The organism is Mycobacterium genavense ATCC 51234 (assembly GCF_000526915.1).
GTDB lineage: Bacteria > Actinomycetota > Actinomycetes > Mycobacteriales > Mycobacteriaceae > Mycobacterium > Mycobacterium genavense.
The window spans coordinates 382,551-400,724 of sequence record NZ_JAGZ01000002.1; the positions used below are offsets into that span (position 1 = coordinate 382,551).

General features: G+C 66.7%; 12 protein-coding genes and 5 pseudogenes. 3 read left to right on the forward strand and 14 right to left on the reverse strand.

Going from position 1 to position 18,174, the window contains the following annotated elements:
• Positions 1-117: 117 nt before the first annotated feature.
• From T428_RS0106430 to T428_RS26135, 6 genes and pseudogenes are all read right to left on the reverse strand, one after another.
• On the reverse strand, positions 118-1,125 hold the full coding sequence (locus T428_RS0106430; protein ID WP_025735821.1) for a VWA domain-containing protein: 1,008 nt from the start codon (positions 1,123-1,125) through the stop codon (positions 118-120).
• Positions 1,126-1,159: 34 nt separating this feature from the next.
• Positions 1,160-2,119 (reverse strand): DUF58 domain-containing protein, encoded by a 960-nt coding sequence (locus T428_RS0106435; protein WP_025735822.1) that lies wholly within the window; start codon positions 2,117-2,119, stop codon positions 1,160-1,162.
• Positions 2,116-3,258, reverse strand: coding sequence for a chaperone MoxR1 (gene moxR1 / locus T428_RS0106440; RefSeq protein ID WP_025735823.1), 1,143 nt, complete (start codon positions 3,256-3,258; stop codon positions 2,116-2,118). The genes T428_RS0106435 and moxR1 overlap by 4 nt, the downstream gene beginning before the upstream one ends.
• A 121-nt stretch (positions 3,259-3,379) precedes the next feature.
• The gene (ripB, locus tag T428_RS0106445) at positions 3,380-4,105 is read right to left on the reverse strand and encodes an NlpC/P60 family peptidoglycan endopeptidase RipB (RefSeq protein ID WP_025735824.1); all 726 of its coding nucleotides are present in this window, start codon (positions 4,103-4,105) and stop codon (positions 3,380-3,382) included.
• A gap of 9 nt (positions 4,106-4,114) precedes the next feature.
• Positions 4,115-5,545: an NlpC/P60 family peptidoglycan endopeptidase RipA gene (gene ripA / locus T428_RS0106450; RefSeq protein WP_025735825.1), complete on the reverse strand. Its 1,431-nt coding sequence runs from the start codon at positions 5,543-5,545 to the stop codon at positions 4,115-4,117.
• 268 nt (positions 5,546-5,813) lie between these two features.
• A pseudogene (locus T428_RS26135) lies at positions 5,814-6,311 on the reverse strand (Rv1476 family membrane protein); the annotation flags it as partial.
• Between the two features lie 249 nt (positions 6,312-6,560).
• Between T428_RS26135 and T428_RS0106460 the strand changes: the two are divergent.
• Both T428_RS0106460 and T428_RS0106465 read left to right on the forward strand, forming a co-directional pair.
• The gene (locus tag T428_RS0106460) at positions 6,561-9,395 is read left to right on the forward strand and encodes an aconitate hydratase (protein WP_156942872.1); all 2,835 of its coding nucleotides are present in this window, start codon (positions 6,561-6,563) and stop codon (positions 9,393-9,395) included.
• Between the two features lie 12 nt (positions 9,396-9,407).
• Positions 9,408-10,004: a TetR/AcrR family transcriptional regulator gene (locus T428_RS0106465; protein WP_025735828.1), complete on the forward strand. Its 597-nt coding sequence runs from the start codon at positions 9,408-9,410 to the stop codon at positions 10,002-10,004.
• Here the strand turns inward: T428_RS0106465 and T428_RS0106470 are convergent.
• From T428_RS0106470 to trxA, 4 genes and pseudogenes are all read right to left on the reverse strand, one after another.
• On the reverse strand, positions 10,001-10,192 hold the full coding sequence (locus T428_RS0106470) for a helix-turn-helix domain-containing protein (protein ID WP_025735829.1): 192 nt from the start codon (positions 10,190-10,192) through the stop codon (positions 10,001-10,003). The genes T428_RS0106465 and T428_RS0106470 overlap by 4 nt on opposite strands.
• A gap of 104 nt (positions 10,193-10,296) precedes the next feature.
• Entirely contained in the window at positions 10,297-11,925 is a 1,629-nt protein-coding gene (locus tag T428_RS0106475; protein ID WP_025735830.1) for an ABC-F family ATP-binding cassette domain-containing protein, read from the reverse strand.
• Between the two features lie 8 nt (positions 11,926-11,933).
• Positions 11,934-12,632 (reverse strand): annotated as a pseudogene (locus T428_RS0106480) (enoyl-CoA hydratase); the annotation flags it as partial.
• Positions 12,633-12,645: 13 nt separating this feature from the next.
• Positions 12,646-12,995, reverse strand: a pseudogene (trxA, locus tag T428_RS26140) (thioredoxin).
• Between the two features lie 225 nt (positions 12,996-13,220).
• On the opposite strand from trxA, the pseudogene T428_RS26145 reads away from it, so the two are divergent.
• Positions 13,221-15,043, forward strand: a pseudogene (locus T428_RS26145) (acyl-CoA dehydrogenase).
• On the opposite strand, the gene T428_RS0106495 reads toward T428_RS26145, so the two are convergent.
• From T428_RS0106495 to T428_RS0106510, 4 genes and pseudogenes are all read right to left on the reverse strand, one after another.
• Positions 14,991-16,019, reverse strand: coding sequence for a YihY/virulence factor BrkB family protein (locus T428_RS0106495; protein WP_025735832.1), 1,029 nt, complete (start codon positions 16,017-16,019; stop codon positions 14,991-14,993). The pseudogene T428_RS26145 and the gene T428_RS0106495 sit on opposite strands and share 53 nt — an antisense overlap.
• A gap of 91 nt (positions 16,020-16,110) precedes the next feature.
• Positions 16,111-16,458: a metal-sulfur cluster assembly factor gene (locus T428_RS0106500; RefSeq protein WP_025735833.1), complete on the reverse strand. Its 348-nt coding sequence runs from the start codon at positions 16,456-16,458 to the stop codon at positions 16,111-16,113.
• A pseudogene (gene sufU / locus T428_RS0106505) lies at positions 16,439-16,901 on the reverse strand (Fe-S cluster assembly sulfur transfer protein SufU); the annotation flags it as partial. The gene T428_RS0106500 and the pseudogene sufU, both read right to left, overlap by 20 nt.
• A gap of 18 nt (positions 16,902-16,919) precedes the next feature.
• Positions 16,920-18,173 (reverse strand): cysteine desulfurase, encoded by a 1,254-nt coding sequence (locus T428_RS0106510; RefSeq protein WP_025735835.1) that lies wholly within the window; start codon positions 18,171-18,173, stop codon positions 16,920-16,922.
• Position 18,174: the final 1 nt, after the last annotated feature.

The window sequence follows — 18,174 nt, forward strand, 5'->3', positions numbered from 1 at the left end:
TGAGCGCCGGATTTCGCAGGGTGCTTACGCTCGCGGGCAAGAGGGTGCTTACGGTCGCGGGCAAGAGGGGCCAAGCGCGGGCAAGAGGGGGCCGAGAGGGGCCAAACGGGCAAGAAGCTAGGTGGGGAGGCGGCGGTTGATCAGCAGGGCGGCCAGGGCAGCGAGTGCGAGCACCAGGGCGCCCAGTCGCAGCCAGCCCACGCTCGCGTCGCCCTTGATCGTCTCGTAGCCGATCTGCTGTTGTAGCGACGAGTAGACGGCCTTGAGCTCCTGCAGGGTCGCGGCGTTGTAGGACGTCCCGCCGGACAGCTGAGCGACCTTCTTCAGGGTTTCGTCATCCACCGGCACCGGCTGGCGCTGGTCGTTGATCTCGACGAAGCCGTACGGCGTGCCGAACGAGATCGTCGAGATCGGCACCCCCTGGTCCTTGGCGGTGCGCGCGGCGGTGAACGCGCCCTTGGGGTTGTCCGGGTTGGTCGGCATCGTCTCCTTGCCGTCGGAGAACAACACGATGCGCGCGGGGGGCGGCTTGGCGCCGCCGCCGATGACCGCCCCGACGGTCGCGATGGCCTGCAGCGCGGTGAAGATGCCCTCCCCGGTAGCCGTGCGGTCGGCGAACTGCAGCTTGTCCAGCGCGACCTTGGTCGCTTCGCGGTTGGTCGTCGGCGACACCAGCACCGTCGCGGTCCCCGCGTAGGCGATCAGCCCCAGGTTGATGCCGGGGGTGAGCTCGTCGGCGAACTGCTTGGCCGCCTCTTGCGCGGCGGCCATCCGGTTGGGTTCGACGTCGGTGGCCCGCATCGACTGCGACACGTCGATCACCAGCATCACCACCGCGCGGTTGCGCGGAATCCGGACGTCGTTGGTCGGCCCGGCCATCGCGACGGTCAACAACACCAGCGAGGCCACCAGCAGGATCGCGGGCACATGCCGCCATTTCGCGGGCCGCTTCGGGGCCACGCTTTCCAGCAGCTCCATGTTGGCGAAGCGCAGCATCCGCCGCTGGCGGGCCAGCTGCATCAGCACATAGAGCACGGCCAACCCGACGACGACAAGCAGGAAGAGGAACCACCACGCGTGAGCGAACCCGGACAGCGACATCGCGCCGAGCAAGGGCATCGTCATAGCAGACCCGTCACCGCCGTGGAAGAAGCGCGAGTCACTGGCGCCCCGCCATGGCCCCGCGCCGGCGGGACTCCACGAAGCGGACGATGTCGGCGATCCAGTCGCGGTCGGTGCGCAGCGTCAAAACCGGTGCGTCGCAACCGCGAATCGTTCGGGCCACGTCGGCACGGTGCGCCGCCGCCGCCTTGGCGAAGTCGTCGCGCAGTTGCGCGTCGACGGTGAATTCGCGGGTCACACCGGTTTCGGCGTCCTGCAGCACGACGTCGCCGACGTCGGGCAGTTCGATGTCGCGCGGGTCGAGCACCTCGATGGCCAGCACCTCGTGCCGGGCGGCGATCGCGCGCAGCGGGCGCATCCAGTTGATCGGGCCCAGGAAGTCGCTGATGATCACGGCCATGCCCCGACGGCGTTCCGGCCGGCGCAGCGCGTCGATGGCCACGGCCGGGTCGCCGCGCACCCCCGTCGGCGCCTTGGGCATGGTCGCGATCGTGCGCAACAGCGTCTGCTCGTGTTGACGCCCGGACCGGGCCGGCACCCGCACCGTCGTCGCCCCGTTGGTGATCAGCGCACCCAGCCGGTTGCCGCCACCGCTGTTGAGAAACGTGATCGCCGCGGCGGCGGCCACCGCCAGGTCACGCTTCTCGCAGACCGTGGTCCCGAAGTCGAGGCTGGCCGACATGTCGACCACCATCCAGGTTTCCAGCTCGCGGTCGGCGATCATCTGCCGGACGTGCGGGTGGGTGGTGCGCGCGGTGACCGCCCAGTCCATCCGCCGGACGTCGTCGCCGGGCTGGTATTCGCGCGACTCCCCGGGCTCCGAACCCGGCCCGGGGATCAGGCCGAGGTGGTCACCGTGCAGCACACCGTCGAGCTTGCGCCGGACCGTCAGCTCGAGCGTGCGCAGCGCCGCCGACAATTTCGGGTCGTCGATCTGCCCGCGCTGGAATGACGGCGGATGCAACGCCGACTTGGCGGCGGGTTTCGGATCGGTCACCGATTGCTAGCCGCGCCCGCAGCCTGCATCACCGGCGGAACCGAATGCCCTTGTTGCGGAACGGCATTCACTTGCGGAAGAGAAACAGTCTGCAGGACCCTGTTGACCACCATCTCGGGCGAGATCTCGTCGGCCAGCGCGTCGTAGGTCAGCACCAGCCGGTGGCGCAGCACGTCGGGGATGACCTCGACGACGTCCTGCGGGATCACGTAGTCGCGACCGCGCACCAACGCCAGCGAACGGGCCGCGGCGATGATGCCCAGCGAGGCACGCGGCGAGGCGCCGAACGAGATCCAGGTCTTGACGTCGTTCATGCCGAGCTGTTCGGGATGACGAGTCGCGGTGACGATGCGCACCACGTAGTCGACCAGCGCGTGGTGGACGAAGTTGTTGGCGGCGATCTCCTGCAGCCGCAGCAGGTCGCCGGTGTCCAGGATCTGCTTAGGCTGCGGCGGCTTGACGCCCATCCGGTAGATGATCTCGCGCTCTTCCTCGGGCGAGGGGTAGCCGACGTTGATCTTGAACAGGAAGCGGTCGCGCTGCGCCTCGGGCAGCTGGTAGACGCCCTCATGCTCGATCGGGTTCTGCGTGGCCATCACCAGGAACGGGTTGGGCAGCGGGAACCGCTTACCACCGATGGACACCTGACGCTCGGCCATGACCTCCAGCAGCGCCGACTGCACCTTGGCGGGCGCCCGGTTGATCTCGTCGGCGAGCAGGAAGTTGACCACGACCGGGCCGAGCTCGGTGTCGAACTCTTCCTTGCCCTGCCGGTAGATGCGGGTACCGATGATGTCGGTGGGCACCAGGTCGGGCGTGAACTGGATACGCGCGAACGTGCCGCCGACGACCTTCGCGAACGTTTCGACGGCCAGCGTCTTGGCGACGCCCGGAACACCTTCGAGCAGCACGTGCCCCTTGGACAGCAGACCGACCAACATGCGCTCGACCAGCTGGTCCTGACCCACGATGATCCGCTTGACCTCGAAGATGGCCCGTTCCAGGGTGTGTACTTCGGCAGCCAATCCGTCCGGAGTATTGGAGCCGCCCGACGGCGCCGCATGGGCTCCGGCACCAGACGGCCCGCCCGGACCCGAGTAACCGCTGGCGCCCGGGGGCGGCCCACCTGCTGCTGTCATCTACTACAACCTCTTCTGTTCATCACGACGAATGTCGTGGGGCAGCGGCGCGCCCTCGTCCAACTATTCCAGGCCCCTGGGATTCCGTCGACGCCACGCTTCGCTGACGAGCTAATCAGGGTCAGTACTCGATGATCCTAGTCAGGTACGGCGTCATACCGGGCTTGCGCACGGGGCTCACCGTCACTTTGCCCGCGCTACCGGAGGCCTCCAGCATCTGACCGTTGCCCAGATACATGGTGACGTGCTGCCCGCCGCCGGGCCCGTAGAAGATCAGGTCGCCGCGTCGGGCCTCGCTGGGCGGGATGTGGCGCCCGGCGTTGTACTGGTCACCGGAGAACCGCGGGATCAGCACCCCCACCCCGGCGAACCCGTACCGCATCAGGCCCGAGCAGTCGAACCCGGTGATGTTGGCGCCGTCACCGACACCCTTGCTCGGGCCCTGCAGCGAGCCGCCGCCCCACGAATACGGCACACCCATCTGGGACCCCATCCGCTTGATCACGTACTCGATGGCCTGACGACCGTAGACCCGCGGGATCTTGCCACCCGGGTTGGTCGGCGTGGCGGCCGCGGGCGCGGGGTCACCGAGGATGTTGATCCCGAGCCCGCCGAGGAATTGCCGGCCCAGGTCCATCGTGGTCTGGGTGGCCTGCGCGGTGGCTTGCAGCGACGCGTTGGCGACCGCGAGCGGATCGCCCGGGGCGCCGGCACTGATCTGGGCGGGCAGCGTGGGATCCCACGCGCCGGGGTCGGCGTCGGCCGGGGCGGCGACAGACAACATCAGTCCGGTCACCAGTGTGGTGATCCAGGCCAAGTTGGTCAGGCGAAAACGCTTGTGCCGCATGGCTCCTCGTCAGTATTCGATGTAGCGGACCACGTAGGGCGTCATGCCGCTGGTGCGCACCGGCGCCACTCGCACCTTCAGGCCGACGTCGGGGGCCTCCAGCATCTGGCCCTGACCGAGGTAGATCGTCACGTGCTGGCTGCCGCCCGGGCCGTAGAAGATGACGTCGCCGCGACGCATCTGGGAGGACGGGATCTTGCGGCCCAAGTTGTACTGCGCGCCCGAATAGTGCGGCAGCTTGATGCCCACCCCGGCGAACGAGTACAGGACCAGACCCGAGCAGTCGAAGCCGGTGGTCCCGGCACCCGAGTCGATACCTTTACTCGGGCCGGCCGCGTTGCCACCACCCCAGGAGTAGGGCACGCCGATCTGCGACATGCCGCGCCGGATCACGTATTCCGACGCCTGCCGCCCGTAGACGCGCGGGATGCGTCCACCCACCCCGTTGGGCGTGGCGTTGGTGATGCCGGTGTCGTCAGGCTTGAGAATGCCGATCGACTGCAGGAAGCCCTTGCCCATCTGCGCGGTGACCTGTGTCGAGGTCGCCGAGATGCCCAGCACCTGGTTGATCACCGCGATGGGGTCGCCCGGCACGTTGGCGCTGGGCACCATCGGCAGCGTGGGATCCCAACCGTCCCAACGCCTTCCGCCGGACGGGGTCGCCCCCCCCGGGGCTCCCGGGTCCCAGCGGTCACCCGAGGCCGGCGCGCCGCCGCCGGTCGACCAGTGCGCGGACGCGAGTTGGGCCTGCTGAAGTTTGGCCTGCGCCTCGTCACGCTCGGCGGCCAGGCGGGCGATCTGCGCACGCTGTTCTTCGAATTTCTGCTTCGAGCTGGTCAGCGCCGCGACCGCGGCATCCTGGCTGGATTTCGCGTCGGCGGCGGCTTTGTCGGCCTTCTGCTTGGCCAGCCGCGCGGCCGACTCCTTGTTCACCTGCTCGGTGCGGGCGCGCTGCAGGTTGTCCATCACCGTCTGGGCGCTGGCCGCCAGGGTCCTCGAGGCGCTCTCGGCGGCGATGATGTCCTCGGGGCTGCGCGCGGTCAGATAACTGCCCGAGGGGCCGTTCATATAGGTGGCCGCCGCGAAGGTGTTGAAACGACGTTGTGCCGCAGCGATTGCCGCGTTGGCATCGTTGACCGATTGCCGGCTGACTTCGAGGTCATGCTCGGCCGCGGTCACGTTGTCCCGGGCGGTCTCCACATCGACGAGGGCCTTGTTGACGGCCTCTTGCTCGCCCTGGATCTCGGCGCTCAGGTCTTCCAGGCGCTGGTTGGCCTTGGCGACGTTGGCGATCAACGCGCCGAGGCTGTCGGCGTTCGGATCGGCCTGCGCCAGGCCCGGTGTGGTGACGAGAACGACCACACTCAGGACCGACGGAAGGACCGGGCGGACCAGCCTGGCGAATGGTCGCACGGCAAAGCCCCGGCGTGTGAGTCTCATTCGACTTAGCTCCCCTTGGGCTCAACGCGGACGGCGGCGCCAGCCCCTTGTTTCACTAAAGGCGCCAAAGACAACACGAGCATCATTTGCACCGTACGTCACAGTGGTCGACGAAGATATGCCCGTCACAAATCGCAACCCACTACGTGCGTTTACTGTGACCGAACGGTTATCTGCGCGGTTTGCCGCGCCGCACCCGCGATTCGCCCCGGCCGAGCCGGACGCGCTTGTTAGCCGCCCTCAGCGGGCTTTCCCGGGGTGAGCTCCCCGCATCCGCCGAGGTTGCTGACCGCCGCGCACGCAACTGCAGGAACCGCGCGCCGACGGCCGCGGCGAGAACGCCGATCAGCAAGAAAATGGTCAGCCCGGTCCAGGGAAATTCGGGCGTCTGGAGTTCGTGCAGAAAGTGCTGCGCCGAGACCACCGGATTGCCCGTCTTGGCGATGTCCTCGCCGGCCTCCAGGGTGACGCGCGGGAACTGGGCGCTGTAGGTGCCGACAAAGTTCGGGCTGAGCGTCAAGACCGTCGCGTCGGGATAGTCGGCGCCGATCACCGTGGAGATGTCGCGCAGCGGTGTGTCGTTGGGCGGGTTGTGGTCGAGCAGCACGATTTTCAAATCGATGCCGGCGGCATGCGCTTGATCGACGACGACGAGCAGGGCCGGCTTGAGGTTCGGTGGCGCGCTGACGCCGGAGGCGGCGACCTGCGCCTTGACCGCCGCCATGTCGACGTCTTCCGGGATGTAGGCCGGCAGGATCGGGTGCATGAAGAAGGTGTTCTGCGGCAACTCGTCGAACGAACCCTGCCCGGTCACTGTGTGCCTCCTCCCACTAAACAGCCCAAGTGCTACAGGCACCGTACGCGAACAGTAGGGAAAAGGGGTTTCAACCCGGCCCAGACCCGACAACACTGAAATTGACGTGCCACCGCATTGCAGGACAAGCGTACTGTTAAGGTTGGCATGCACCGCCGGCACAGCCCCGCCGACGGAAGAACTTAATCCCAGGGAGTTGATGTGACCAGCAAAGATTCGGTGAATTCGTTCGGAGCCCGCGACACCCTGAAGGTCGGCAACCAGAGCTATGAGATCTATCGCCTCGACGCCGTGCCCAACACCGAGAAGCTGCCCTACAGCCTGAAGGTTCTGGCCGAGAACCTACTGCGCAAGGAGGACGGCGCCAACATCACCAAGGACCACATCGAGGCGATCGCGAACTGGGATCCCAAGGCGGAGCCCAGCATTGAGATCCAATACACCCCCGCCCGCGTGGTCATGCAGGACTTCACCGGCGTGCCGTGCATCGTCGACCTGGCCACCATGCGGGAGGCGATCGGCGAGCTGGGCGGCAAACCGGAGAAGGTCAACCCGCTGGCGCCGGCGGACCTGGTGATCGACCACTCGGTGATCGCGGACCTGTTCGGCACCGCCGACGCCTTCGAACGCAACGTCGAGATCGAATATCAGCGCAACGGTGAGCGTTACCAGTTCCTGCGTTGGGGGCAGGGCGCCTTCGACGACTTCAAGGTCGTCCCGCCGGGCACCGGCATCGTGCACCAGGTCAACATCGAGTACCTGGCCAGCGTCGTGATGTCACGCGCAGACGACGAGGGAAAAGTCACCGCCTACCCCGACACCTGCGTGGGCACCGACTCGCACACCACGATGGTCAACGGCCTCGGCGTGCTCGGCTGGGGCGTGGGTGGGATCGAGGCCGAGGCCGCGATGCTCGGCCAGCCGGTGTCGATGCTGATCCCGCGTGTCGTCGGTTTCAAGCTGACCGGCGAGATTCAGCCGGGCGTCACCGCCACCGATGTGGTGCTGACCGTCACCGAGATGTTGCGTAAGCACGGTGTGGTCGACAAGTTCGTCGAGTTCTACGGCAAGGGTGTGTCCGAGGTACCGTTGGCCAACCGCGCCACGCTGGGCAACATGAGTCCCGAATTCGGTTCCACCGCAGCCATTTTCCCGGTCGATGAGGAGACCATCTCCTACCTGAGGTTCACCGGCCGCACCGACGAGCAACTGGCACTGGTCGAGGCCTACGCCAAGGAGCAGGGCATGTGGCACGACCCGGCCCACGAGCCGGCGTTCTCCGAGTACCTCGAGCTCGACCTGTCCACGGTGGTGCCGTCGATCGCCGGACCGAAGCGTCCGCAGGACCGAATCGCCTTGTCGGCAGCCAAATCCACTTTCCGCGAACATATTCTGAGCTACGTCGACGACGACGAGGACGGCAAGCAGGGCTACTCGAAACTGGACGAGTCGGTCGAGGAGACGTTCCCGGCCAGCGATCCCGGCGCGGCGTCCAACGGGCACGCGGACGACGTGCCCACCGTGCAGTCGGCGGCCGCGCACGCCAAGGGTCGCCCGAGCAACCCGGTCACGGTCCGCTCCGACGAGCGTGGTGAATTCGTGCTCGACCACGGCGCGGTGGTGATCGCCGCGGTCACCTCGTGCACCAACACCTCCAACCCGGAAGTGATGCTGGGCGCCGCGCTGTTGGCCCGCAACGCCGTCGAGAAGGGCCTGTCCTCCAAGCCGTGGGTGAAGACCACGATGGCGCCGGGTTCCCAAGTGGTCAACGACTACTACCACAAGGCCGGCCTGTGGCCGTACCTGGAAAAGCTCGGCTTCTATCTGGTCGGCTATGGCTGCACCACGTGCATCGGCAACTCGGGCCCGCTGCCGGAAGAGATTTCGAAAGCCGTTAACGACAACGATCTTTCGGTGACGGCGGTGTTGTCGGGCAACCGAAACTTCGAGGGCCGCATCAACCCGGACGTGAAGATGAACTACCTGGCTTCACCGCCGCTGGTGGTGGCCTACGCGCTGGCCGGCACCACGGACTTCGACTTCGAGTCACAGCCGCTCGGTCAAGACAACGACGGCAACGATGTGTTCCTCAAGGACATTTGGCCGTCGCAGAAAGACGTCTCCGACACCATCGCCTCGGCCATCAATCGGGAGATGTTCACCAAGAACTACGGCGACGTGTTCAAGGGTGACAAGCGGTGGCGCAACCTGCCCACCCCGAGCGGCAATACGTTTGAGTGGGCGCAGGATTCGACGTATGTGCGCAAGCCCCCGTACTTCGAGGGCATGCCGGCCGAGCCCGAGCCGGTCGCCGACATCACCGGTGCGCGGGTGCTGGCGCTGCTGGGCGATTCGGTGACCACCGACCACATCTCCCCCGCCGGTGCCATCAAGCCGGGCACCCCGGCCGCGCAGTACCTCGACGAGCACGGCGTGGATCTCAAGGACTACAACTCCTTCGGGTCGCGGCGCGGCAATCACGAGGTGATGATCCGCGGCACGTTCGCCAACATCCGGCTGCGCAACTTGCTGCTCGACGACGTGTCGGGCGGCTACACCCGCGACTTCACCCAGGACGGCGGTCCGCAGGCGTCCATTTACGACGCGGCGCAAAACTATGCGGCACAGGATATTCCGCTGGTGGTGCTGGGCGGCAAGGAGTACGGGTCGGGATCGTCGCGCGACTGGGCCGCCAAGGGAACCCGGCTGCTGGGCGTGCGGGCGGTGATCGCCGAGTCGTTCGAGCGCATCCACCGCTCCAACCTGATCGGGATGGGTGTGATCCCGCTGCAGTTCCCCGAGGGCAAGACGGCCCAAGAGTTGGGGCTGGACGGCACCGAGGTGTTCGACATCACCGGCATCGACGCGCTCAACGACGGCAAGACGCCAAAGACGGTGCACGTCAAGGCCGGCAAGGACTCCGGTGACGTCGAATTCGACGCGGTGGTGCGCATCGACACCCCAGGCGAGGCCGACTACTACCGCAACGGGGGCATCCTGCAGTACGTGCTGCGCAACATCCTCAAGTCCGGCTAGCCGAAGCCGCAGGTGCCCAAAGTCAGCGAGGACCATCTGGCGGCGCGCCGCCGCCAGATCCTCGACGGTGCTCGTCGTTGCTTCGCCGAGCACGGCTATGACCGAGCCACGGTGCGGCGGCTGGAACAGTCGATCGGGATGTCGCGGGGTGCGATCTTTCACCACTTCCGCAACAAGGACGCGCTATTTTTCGCGCTCGCGCACGAGGACGCCGAGCGGATGGCCGACGTCGCGTCACACGAGGGGCTGATCCGAGTGATGCGCGACATGCTTGCCGCGCCGGAGCAGTTCGACTGGCTGGCCACCCGGCTGGAGATCGCGCGCAAGCTGCGCAACGACCCCGCGTTCAGCCGCGGATGGTCCGAGCGTTCCGCGGAACTGGCCGCGGCCACCCACGCTCGGCTGCAACGGCAGAAGGAAGCCCACCGGGTGCGCGACGACGTACCCGGTAACGTGTTGCAGTGCTATCTGGAACTGGTCCTGGACGGATTGGTGGCCCGGCTAGCCTCCGGCGAGGATCCGCAACGGCTGGCCGCCGTCCTCGACCTGGTCGAAAACTCGGTGCGCCGCAACGATTCTGGGCCCGGGGCTAGCTCCGCGGAAGTCTAGCGCTGCCGAGCCGTGTGGTTGGGCCCGCCCCGGCTGCGCATCGTGGTACCCGACTCGCGCAGCATGCTGTGAATCGACCCGTACGACCTGCCGGTATTGGCAACGAGCGTCCGGATGCTCGCTCCGCCCTCGTAGGCGTTGCGCAGCTCGTGCAACAACTCGGTGCGCATCTCTTTGGACTTTGACACTGACCCCTCCACGCTTGAAGCGCAAACCCAAGCACCAAGAGTAAGAAGCAGTCGTCATACGCGTGTCGATTTCGCCGAATTCGCGTGCGATGAGTTATAGTGCTCTAGGCGAGCTCGATCAGATCCCGATACTCCTCGGACCAATAGTCCTCGGTGCCGTCGGGCAACAGGACCACGCGCTGCGGGTCCAGGGCTTCGGCTGCCCCCGGATCGTGGGTCACCAACACCACCGCGCCCTGATAACTGCGCAGCGCGTCGAGCACCTGCTCTCGCGACGCGGGATCGAGGTTGTTGGTCGGTTCGTCGAGCAGCAACACGTTGGCCGTGGATGCTACCAGGCCGGCCAGCGCCAGCCGCGTCTTCTCGCCACCGGACAGGGTGCCCGCCGGCTGGTCAAGCTGCGGGCCGCTGAACATGAACGCTCCGAGCAGCCCGCGCAGGTCTTGCTCCCCCGACTCGGGTGCGGCGTGCCGGATGTTCTCCCACACCGTCGCGTCGTTGTCGATCGTGTCGTGCTCCTGCGCGAAATAGCCCAGCCGCAAACCGTGTCCGGGCTCCAGCCCGCCGGTGTCGGGCGTCTCGACGCCGGCCAGCAGGCGCAGCAGCGTCGTCTTGCCCGCGCCGTTGAGCCCCAGCACCACCACCCGCGAACCCCGGTCGATCGCCAGGTCGACCCCCGTGAACACCTCGAGCGATCCGTAGGACTTGCTCAGCCCCTTGGCCACCAGCGGGGTGCGCCCGCACGCGGCCGGGGTGGGGAACTTGATCCGGGCCACCTTGTCGGCCACGCGTTCCTCGTCGAGGGAGGCCATCATCCGATCGGCACGACGCAACATGTTTTGGGCCGCAACGGCTTTGGTGGCCTTCGCGCCCAGCTTGGCCGCCTGCGAACGCAGTGCGGCGGCCTTGCGCTCGGCATTCGCGCGTTCCCGGCGTCGGCGCTGTTCGTCCGTGGCCCGGGCGTCCAGATACTTCTGCCAGGTCATGTTGTAGACGTCGACCTCGCCGCGCACCGCGTCGAGGAACCAGACCCGGTTGACGACGTCGGCGAGCAATTCGACGTTGTGGCTGATGACCACCAGGCCGCCGGTGTGCGACCGCAAGAAATCCCGTAGCCAGCCAAGCGAATCCGCGTCGAGGTGGTTGGTCGGTTCGTCGAGCAGCAGCGTGATCGACGAACCCGCGCCGGTATCGGAGGCGGCGAACAGGATGCGCGCCAGCTCCACCCGGCGGCGCTGACCACCGGACAGGGTGCGCAGCTGCTGCGTCATGACCCGTTCCGGCAGGCCGAGACTCGCGCAGATGCGGCCGGCTTCGCTCTCGGCGCCGTAGCCGCCCAGCGCGACGAACCGTTCCTCGAGTTGGCCGTAGCGCCGGATGGCACGGTCGCGCGCTTCGTCGTCGGCGACCTCGGCCATCAACGCCTGCTGCTTTTCCAAATCGGTGAGCAGGACGTCCAATCCGCGGGCCGACAGCACCCGGTCGCGGGCCAACACGTCGAGGTCGCCCTCCTTGGGATCCTGTGGCAGGTAACCGATTTCGCCGGTGCGGGTGACCGATCCGGCGTACGGTTCGCTCTCCCCGGCCAGGATGCGCAGGGTGGTGGTCTTGCCCGCTCCATTGCGCCCGACCAGCCCGATGCGGTCGCCGGGCTGAATCCGAAGGTCGGGACCGTCGGGTGAGAGCAAGATGCGCGCACCAGCGCGGACCTCGAGGTCCGTGGCCGTGATCACGATCGCTCTCCTTGTCGCACGCTATTTGTTCGTCGGTGAACACCGGGGGCCGCCGCTCGGCGCGCGGCGATCGCGTAGCACGTGTCCAGCAGCTGGTCGTCGGGCACCTGGCAGGACACCAGCCCGATGCGCTCGGCCTCCTCGGCGCTGACGTCGCGACCGGTGAGCATGATCTCGAACGCTCGCGACGCCCCGATCGCCCGGGGCAGCAGGTAGGACAGGCCCAGCTCGCTGGCCGTCAACCCGTTGTTGATGCCGGCGGCCCGGAAATATGCGATGGTGGAGGCCACCCGGATGTCGGCGGCCAGGGCCAGGCACAACCCCCCGCCGATGGCCGCGCCGTTCACCGCGGCGATGACCGGCTGGTGCATGCGCCGCAGCGCCAGGATCACGTCGTCGAGCACCTCCATGGAGCGCAGCGCGTACGTCGGGCGGGTCAGCCCGTCGACATTCGGCACCGTGCCCGTCGACTTGTGATCGGCACCCGAGGAGAACCCCCGACCCGCCCCGGTCAGCACGACCACCCGCACGGAGTTGTCGTAGGTGACCTCTTCCAGGGCCGCTTTCAGCGGCACCATGACGTCGAACGCCATGGAATTCATCCGCTCGGGCCTGTTGAGGGTGAGCAGGGCCACACCGAGGCGCGGGTGTTCGACAAGTACCAAACTCACCCGAGCACGGTATCGCGACCGAGGCCGGTGACCTATTCGGCGGCGCGGGTCAGGCTTGGTCACCCTGAGCGGCCTCGACGTCGAAGTCCCTGATTTGCTGCACCAGATCCTCCAGGGCCGCCGGCGGCAACGCGCCGGGCTGGTTGAACAGCAGCTTGCCCTTCTTGAACGCCATCAGCGTCGGGATGGAGCGGATCTGGCGGCGGCGGCCAGCTGCTATTCGGCCTCGGTGTCCACCTTGGCGTGCACGATGTCCGGGTGTTTCTCCGACGACGCCTGGAACGTCGGCCCGAACTGGCGGCATGGCCCGCACCAGGACGCCCAGAAATCGACCAGCACGATGTCGTTGTTCTCGATGGTCGCGTTGAACTGCTCCGCAGTGAGATCCTGTGTTGTCACATTTGGCCTAACGCCCGGTCCTGCTCGGATGTTCCCGCGCGAATGTCGACCATTGGCGCACCCCCATACTGCTCCGGTCAGCGGCGATTGGCCAGCGCAACGGCTTCCCAATGAGCAGTTGGGCTTTCGGTTGCGGCCACAACCGCCGGTGCGCCGAGGTTACGGTTGCGGAGGTTTCGGCGCTCGGACAGACTTAGGGCCGATGGGACCAATCGAGGAGATGTTTTGGGCCACTACATCGCTAACGTCCGTGATCTCGAGTTCAACATCTTCGAAGTTCTCGAGGTAGACGCGGTTCTGGGTGCCGGGCAATACAGCGAGCTGGACGCCGACACGGTGCGGACCATCCTGTCCGAAGCCGCGCGCCTGGCCGAGGGCCCGGTCGCCGAGACCTTCGCGTTCGCCGACCGCAACCCCCCGGTGTTCGATCCCGACACGCACACGATCAGCGTGGCCCCGGAATTGGCCAAGACCGTGCAGGCGATCAAGGACGCCGAGTGGTGGCGGCTGGGCCTGGCCGAGGAGATCGGTGGCATGCCCGCGCCGCCGCCGCTGGCCTGGGCCGTCAACGAAATGATCTTCTGTGCCAATCCATCCGCGAGCTTCTACTGCCTGGGCCCCTTTATGGCGCAAGCGCTTTACGCCGAGGGCAACGAGGAGCAAAAGCGTTGGGCGGCAGAGGGCGTCGAACGCGGCTGGGCGGCCACGATGGTGCTCACCGAACCCGATGCGGGTTCCGACGTCGGCGCGGGCCGCAGCAAGGCCATCGAGCAACCCGACGGCACCTGGCACATCGAGGGGGTCAAGCGGTTCATCTCCGGAGGTGACGTGGGTGCGACAACGTGTTTCATCTGGTGCTGTCTCGCCCGGAGGGTGCCGGACCCGGCACCAAGGGGCTGAGCCTGTTCTACGTGCCCAACTACCTTTTCGACCCCGACACGTTCGAACTCGGCGCCCGCAACGGCGTTTTCGTCACGGGGCTGGAACACAAGATGGGCATCAAGTCCTCCCCCACATGCGAACTGACCTTCGGCGCCACCGATGTGCCCGCGGTGGGGTATCTGGTCGGCGGCGTGCACAACGGAATCGCGCAGATGTTCACCGTGATCGAGCACGCGCGGATGACGATCAGCGTCAAGGCCGCCGGCACGCTTTCCACCGGTTACCTCAACGCGCTGGCCTACGCCAAGGAGTGGGTGCAGGGCGCCGATCTGACCCAGATGACCGACAAGACCGCGCCGCGGGTCACGATCATGCACCACCCCGACGTGCGCCGCAGTCTGATGACCCAGAAGGCCTACGCCGAAGGGTTGCGTGCGCTGTACATGTACGCCGCTGCGCATCAGGATGACGCTCTCGCACAACAAGTTTCGGGTGCCGACCACGAGATGGCACACCGGGTCGACGATCTGCTGCTGCCGATCGTCAAGGGGGTCAGTTCCGAGCGGGCATACGAGATCCTGACCGAGTCGTTGCAGACGTTGCGCGGCTCGGGCTTCCTGCAGGACTACCCGCTGGAGCAGTACATCCGGGATTCCAAGATCGACTCGCTCTACGAGGGCACCACCGCGATCCAGGCGCTGGACTTCTTCTTCCGCAAGATCGTCCGCGACCACGGCGCGGCCCTGCAGTTCGTGACCGCTCAGATCAGCCAGACCATCGACGACTGCGACGAGGCGCTGAAATCCCAAGCACAGGCGGTGCAATCCGCGCTCGACGAGGTCACGGCGATGACGGGCGCGTTGACCGGCTACCTGATGTCCGCGACGCAGCATCCCACGGAGATCTGCAAGGTAGGACTGGCTTCGGTGCGCTATCTGCTCGCGGTCGGCGACCTGCTGATCGGCTGGCGGTTGCTGGTGGGCGCGGGCGTCGCACACGCCGCACTGGCCGGCGACCCCGGCGATCGGGACAAGGCATTCTACCAGGGCAAGATCGCGACGTCGGCGTTCTTCGCCACGAACATGCTGCCGAAACTTTCTTCACTGCGCCGCGTCATCGAATCCATCGACGACGACGTGATGCGGCTTCCCGAAGAGGCGTTCTGAGCGCTATGGCGTCACCGGCCTGTTGACGTCGTTGAAACCGGACGATCACCCGCTCGAGCCGTTTGACGCGTTCGGCTTTGGCCCGCTTCGCGTAGGTCCGGCGATCGGCCGGGGTGAGTTCGGCGTCGTCGCTGAACGCGCCGAGCAAGGCCCGCGGGTACAGCTGCTCGACCAGGACAACGTTCAGCTCCGCGCACAGCACCAGCGTCGTCGACACCAGATACAGGAAGGCAAGCAGACCCAGCACCAAAGCGAAAATGCTGTTGGTGGCGCTGGCCGTCTTGACGGTGTGCTGTATATAGCCGGCGCCGAACCACTGCAGTATCTGCCAAATGAACGCTGCCGCAACGGCTCCCGGTAACACCTGCCGGTAGGTGAGTTCTTTTGCGGTGGTCATCCGGAAGGCCACCAGACAGATCAGCGCGTTGATCGCCACGGCGGTCAGCGTGACGCCGATCTTTCCGAAGACGCCCAATTCCGCGGTCGTCTGCGCGATCCCAGACAGCACGGTGGCCGCGATCACCGCCGAGCCGAGCACGAAGAGTAAACCGAAACTGCGCACGCGGGCCCGAATCGGGTTGGGACGCTTGTTCTTCGGCACCGCCCACACCGAGTCCATCGCGTTCTGCACGGCTTGGCCGACGCCCAGTCCACCGTAGAGCGCACCCAGAGTTCCGACGACGACGGCGACCGTCCCCCCGCTCAGCCCCTCGGGCTGGTGCAGCTGACTGCCGATCACCGGGAACTGGCTCAGCGCGCTGTGTAGCACCTGCTCTTGCAGATCGGGGCGGCCGGCGAGCAACACCCCCAGCCCCGTGGTCAACAGCAACAGCATCGGGAACAGCGACACGAAGCCGTAGTAGGTGATCAGTGCGGCCAGGTAGCCGCCTTGGTCATCGAGGTATTTGTAGATGACGGCGACGGTCACACTCGCGCCGCGGTTGCGTTGCTGCAAATCGTCCAGCCAGCCGACCATCGCCGATTACTCATCCCCTCGAAACCGACCCAATCGAAAGATGGGCGAGGCATACCCCGATTCGGCGGCGGCCAACCGCCCGAATCGGCGCTTAGACCGTGAAGCCGAGGGCGCGCAGCTGTTCGCGGCCCTCCTCGGTGATCTTGTCCGGTCCCCACGGCGGGTTCCAGACCCAGTTGATCCGCAGGTCGTGGACCAGACCACTGCCCACCAGCGCGCTGCGCGACTGGTCTTCGATCACATCGGTCAGCGGGCAGGCCGCCGACGTCAGTGTCATGTCGATGGTCGCGACCTTTCCCCCGTCGCCGTCTTCGACGTCGAGGCCATAGACCAGCCCCAGGTCGACCACGTTGATCCCCAGCTCGGGGTCGACGACGTCGCGCATCGCCTCCTCCAGGTCGGCGATGAATTCCTGGTCGGGTGCGGTGGTTTCGCTCATCGTTGGTCCTCCTCGAAAGCATGGCTGGCCTGGGCCAGTGCGTCTTTGCACGCCATCCACCCCAGCAGAGCACATTTCACCCGGGCCGGGTACTTGGCAACCCCGGCGAAGGCGATGCCGTCGCCCAGGACTTCCTCGTCGCCCTCGACCGTTCCGCGCGAGGACACCATTTCGGTGAACGCGGTGATGGTCATCAGTGCCTCCCCCACGCTCTGGCCGATCACCTGCTGGGTGAGCACCGAGGTGGCCGCCTGGCTGATCGAACAGCCTTGTCCGTCATAGGAAACGTCGGCGACGGTCTGGCCGTCGTCGGACAACGTCACCCGCAGCGTGACCTCGTCGCCGCAGACGGGGTTGACGTGATACACCTGCGCGCCGAACGGCTCGCGCAGACCGCGGTGTTGCGGGTGCTTGTAGTGATCGAGGATCACGTCCTGATACATCTGCTCCAGGCGCACGGCTCACACTCCGCCGAAGAATTCTTTGGCCCGGCGCACCCCGGCCACCAGCCGGTCGACCTCGTTGACGGTGTTGTAGACCGCGAACGACGCCCGCGCCGTGGCGGCCACCCCGAACCGGCGGTGCAGCGGCAACGCGCAATGGTGGCCGACCCGCACCGCGACCCCCTCGTCGTCGAGCACCTGACCGACGTCGTGGGCATGCACGCCGTCGACGACGAAGGCGACCGGGGAGCCACGGTTTTCCATCGACGTCGGACCGATGATGCGCACGGCGTCGATGCCGGACAGGCCCTCGAGCGCCGCGGCGACCAGCTCGTGCTCGTGGGCCTGCACGGCGTCCATCCCGATGGCGCCGAGGTAGCGTGCGGCCGCGGCCAAGCCGACGACCTGAGAGGTCATCGGGGTACCGGCCTCGAATCGCTGCGGCGGCGCGGCGTAGGTGGTGGCCTCCATCGTGACCGTCTCGATCATCGAACCACCGGTGAGGAACGGAGGCAACGCCTCGAGCAACTCGCGACGGCCGTAAAGCACCCCGATTCCGTTAGGGCCCAACATCTTATGGCCGGAAAACGCGCCGAAGTCTACGTCGAGGGCGTGGAAGTCGACCCGCTCGTGCGGCACCGACTGGCAGGCATCCAGCACGGTCAGCGCACCGACGGCCTTGGCCCGGGCGACCAGCTCGGCCACCGGCGCCATCGCACCAGTGACGTTCGAATGATGGCTGAAGGCAACGACTTTGACCCGCTCGTCGAGTTGCAGCGAGTCCAGGTCGATGCGTCCGTCGTCGGTCAGGCCGTACCAGCGCAGCGTCGCCCGGTTGCGCCGGGTCAGTTCCTGCCACGGCACCAGGTTGGCATGGTGTTCGAGCTCGGTGACGACGATGACGTCGCCCTCACCGACGGCGCCGTCGAATCGCTTGTCGCCCAGCACATACGACACCAGGTTGAGCGATTCGGTGGCGTTCTTGGTGAACACCAGCTCCTGCGGGTCGGCTCCGACGAACGCCGCGATGTCGGCGCGGCCCTGCTCGTAGGCGTCGGTGGCCTCCTCCATCAGCTGGTGCGCCCCGCGGTGCACGGCGCCGTTGGAAGTCAGCAAAAATTCGCGTTCGGCATCCAGCACCTGCAGCGGGCGTTGCGACGTCGCACCGGAATCCAGGTACGCCAACTGGTTTCCGCTGCGCAGGATGCGCTTGAGGATCGGGAAATCGGCACGGATCGCCGCGAGATCCAGTGGAGTCACGGAGGCCGTCATC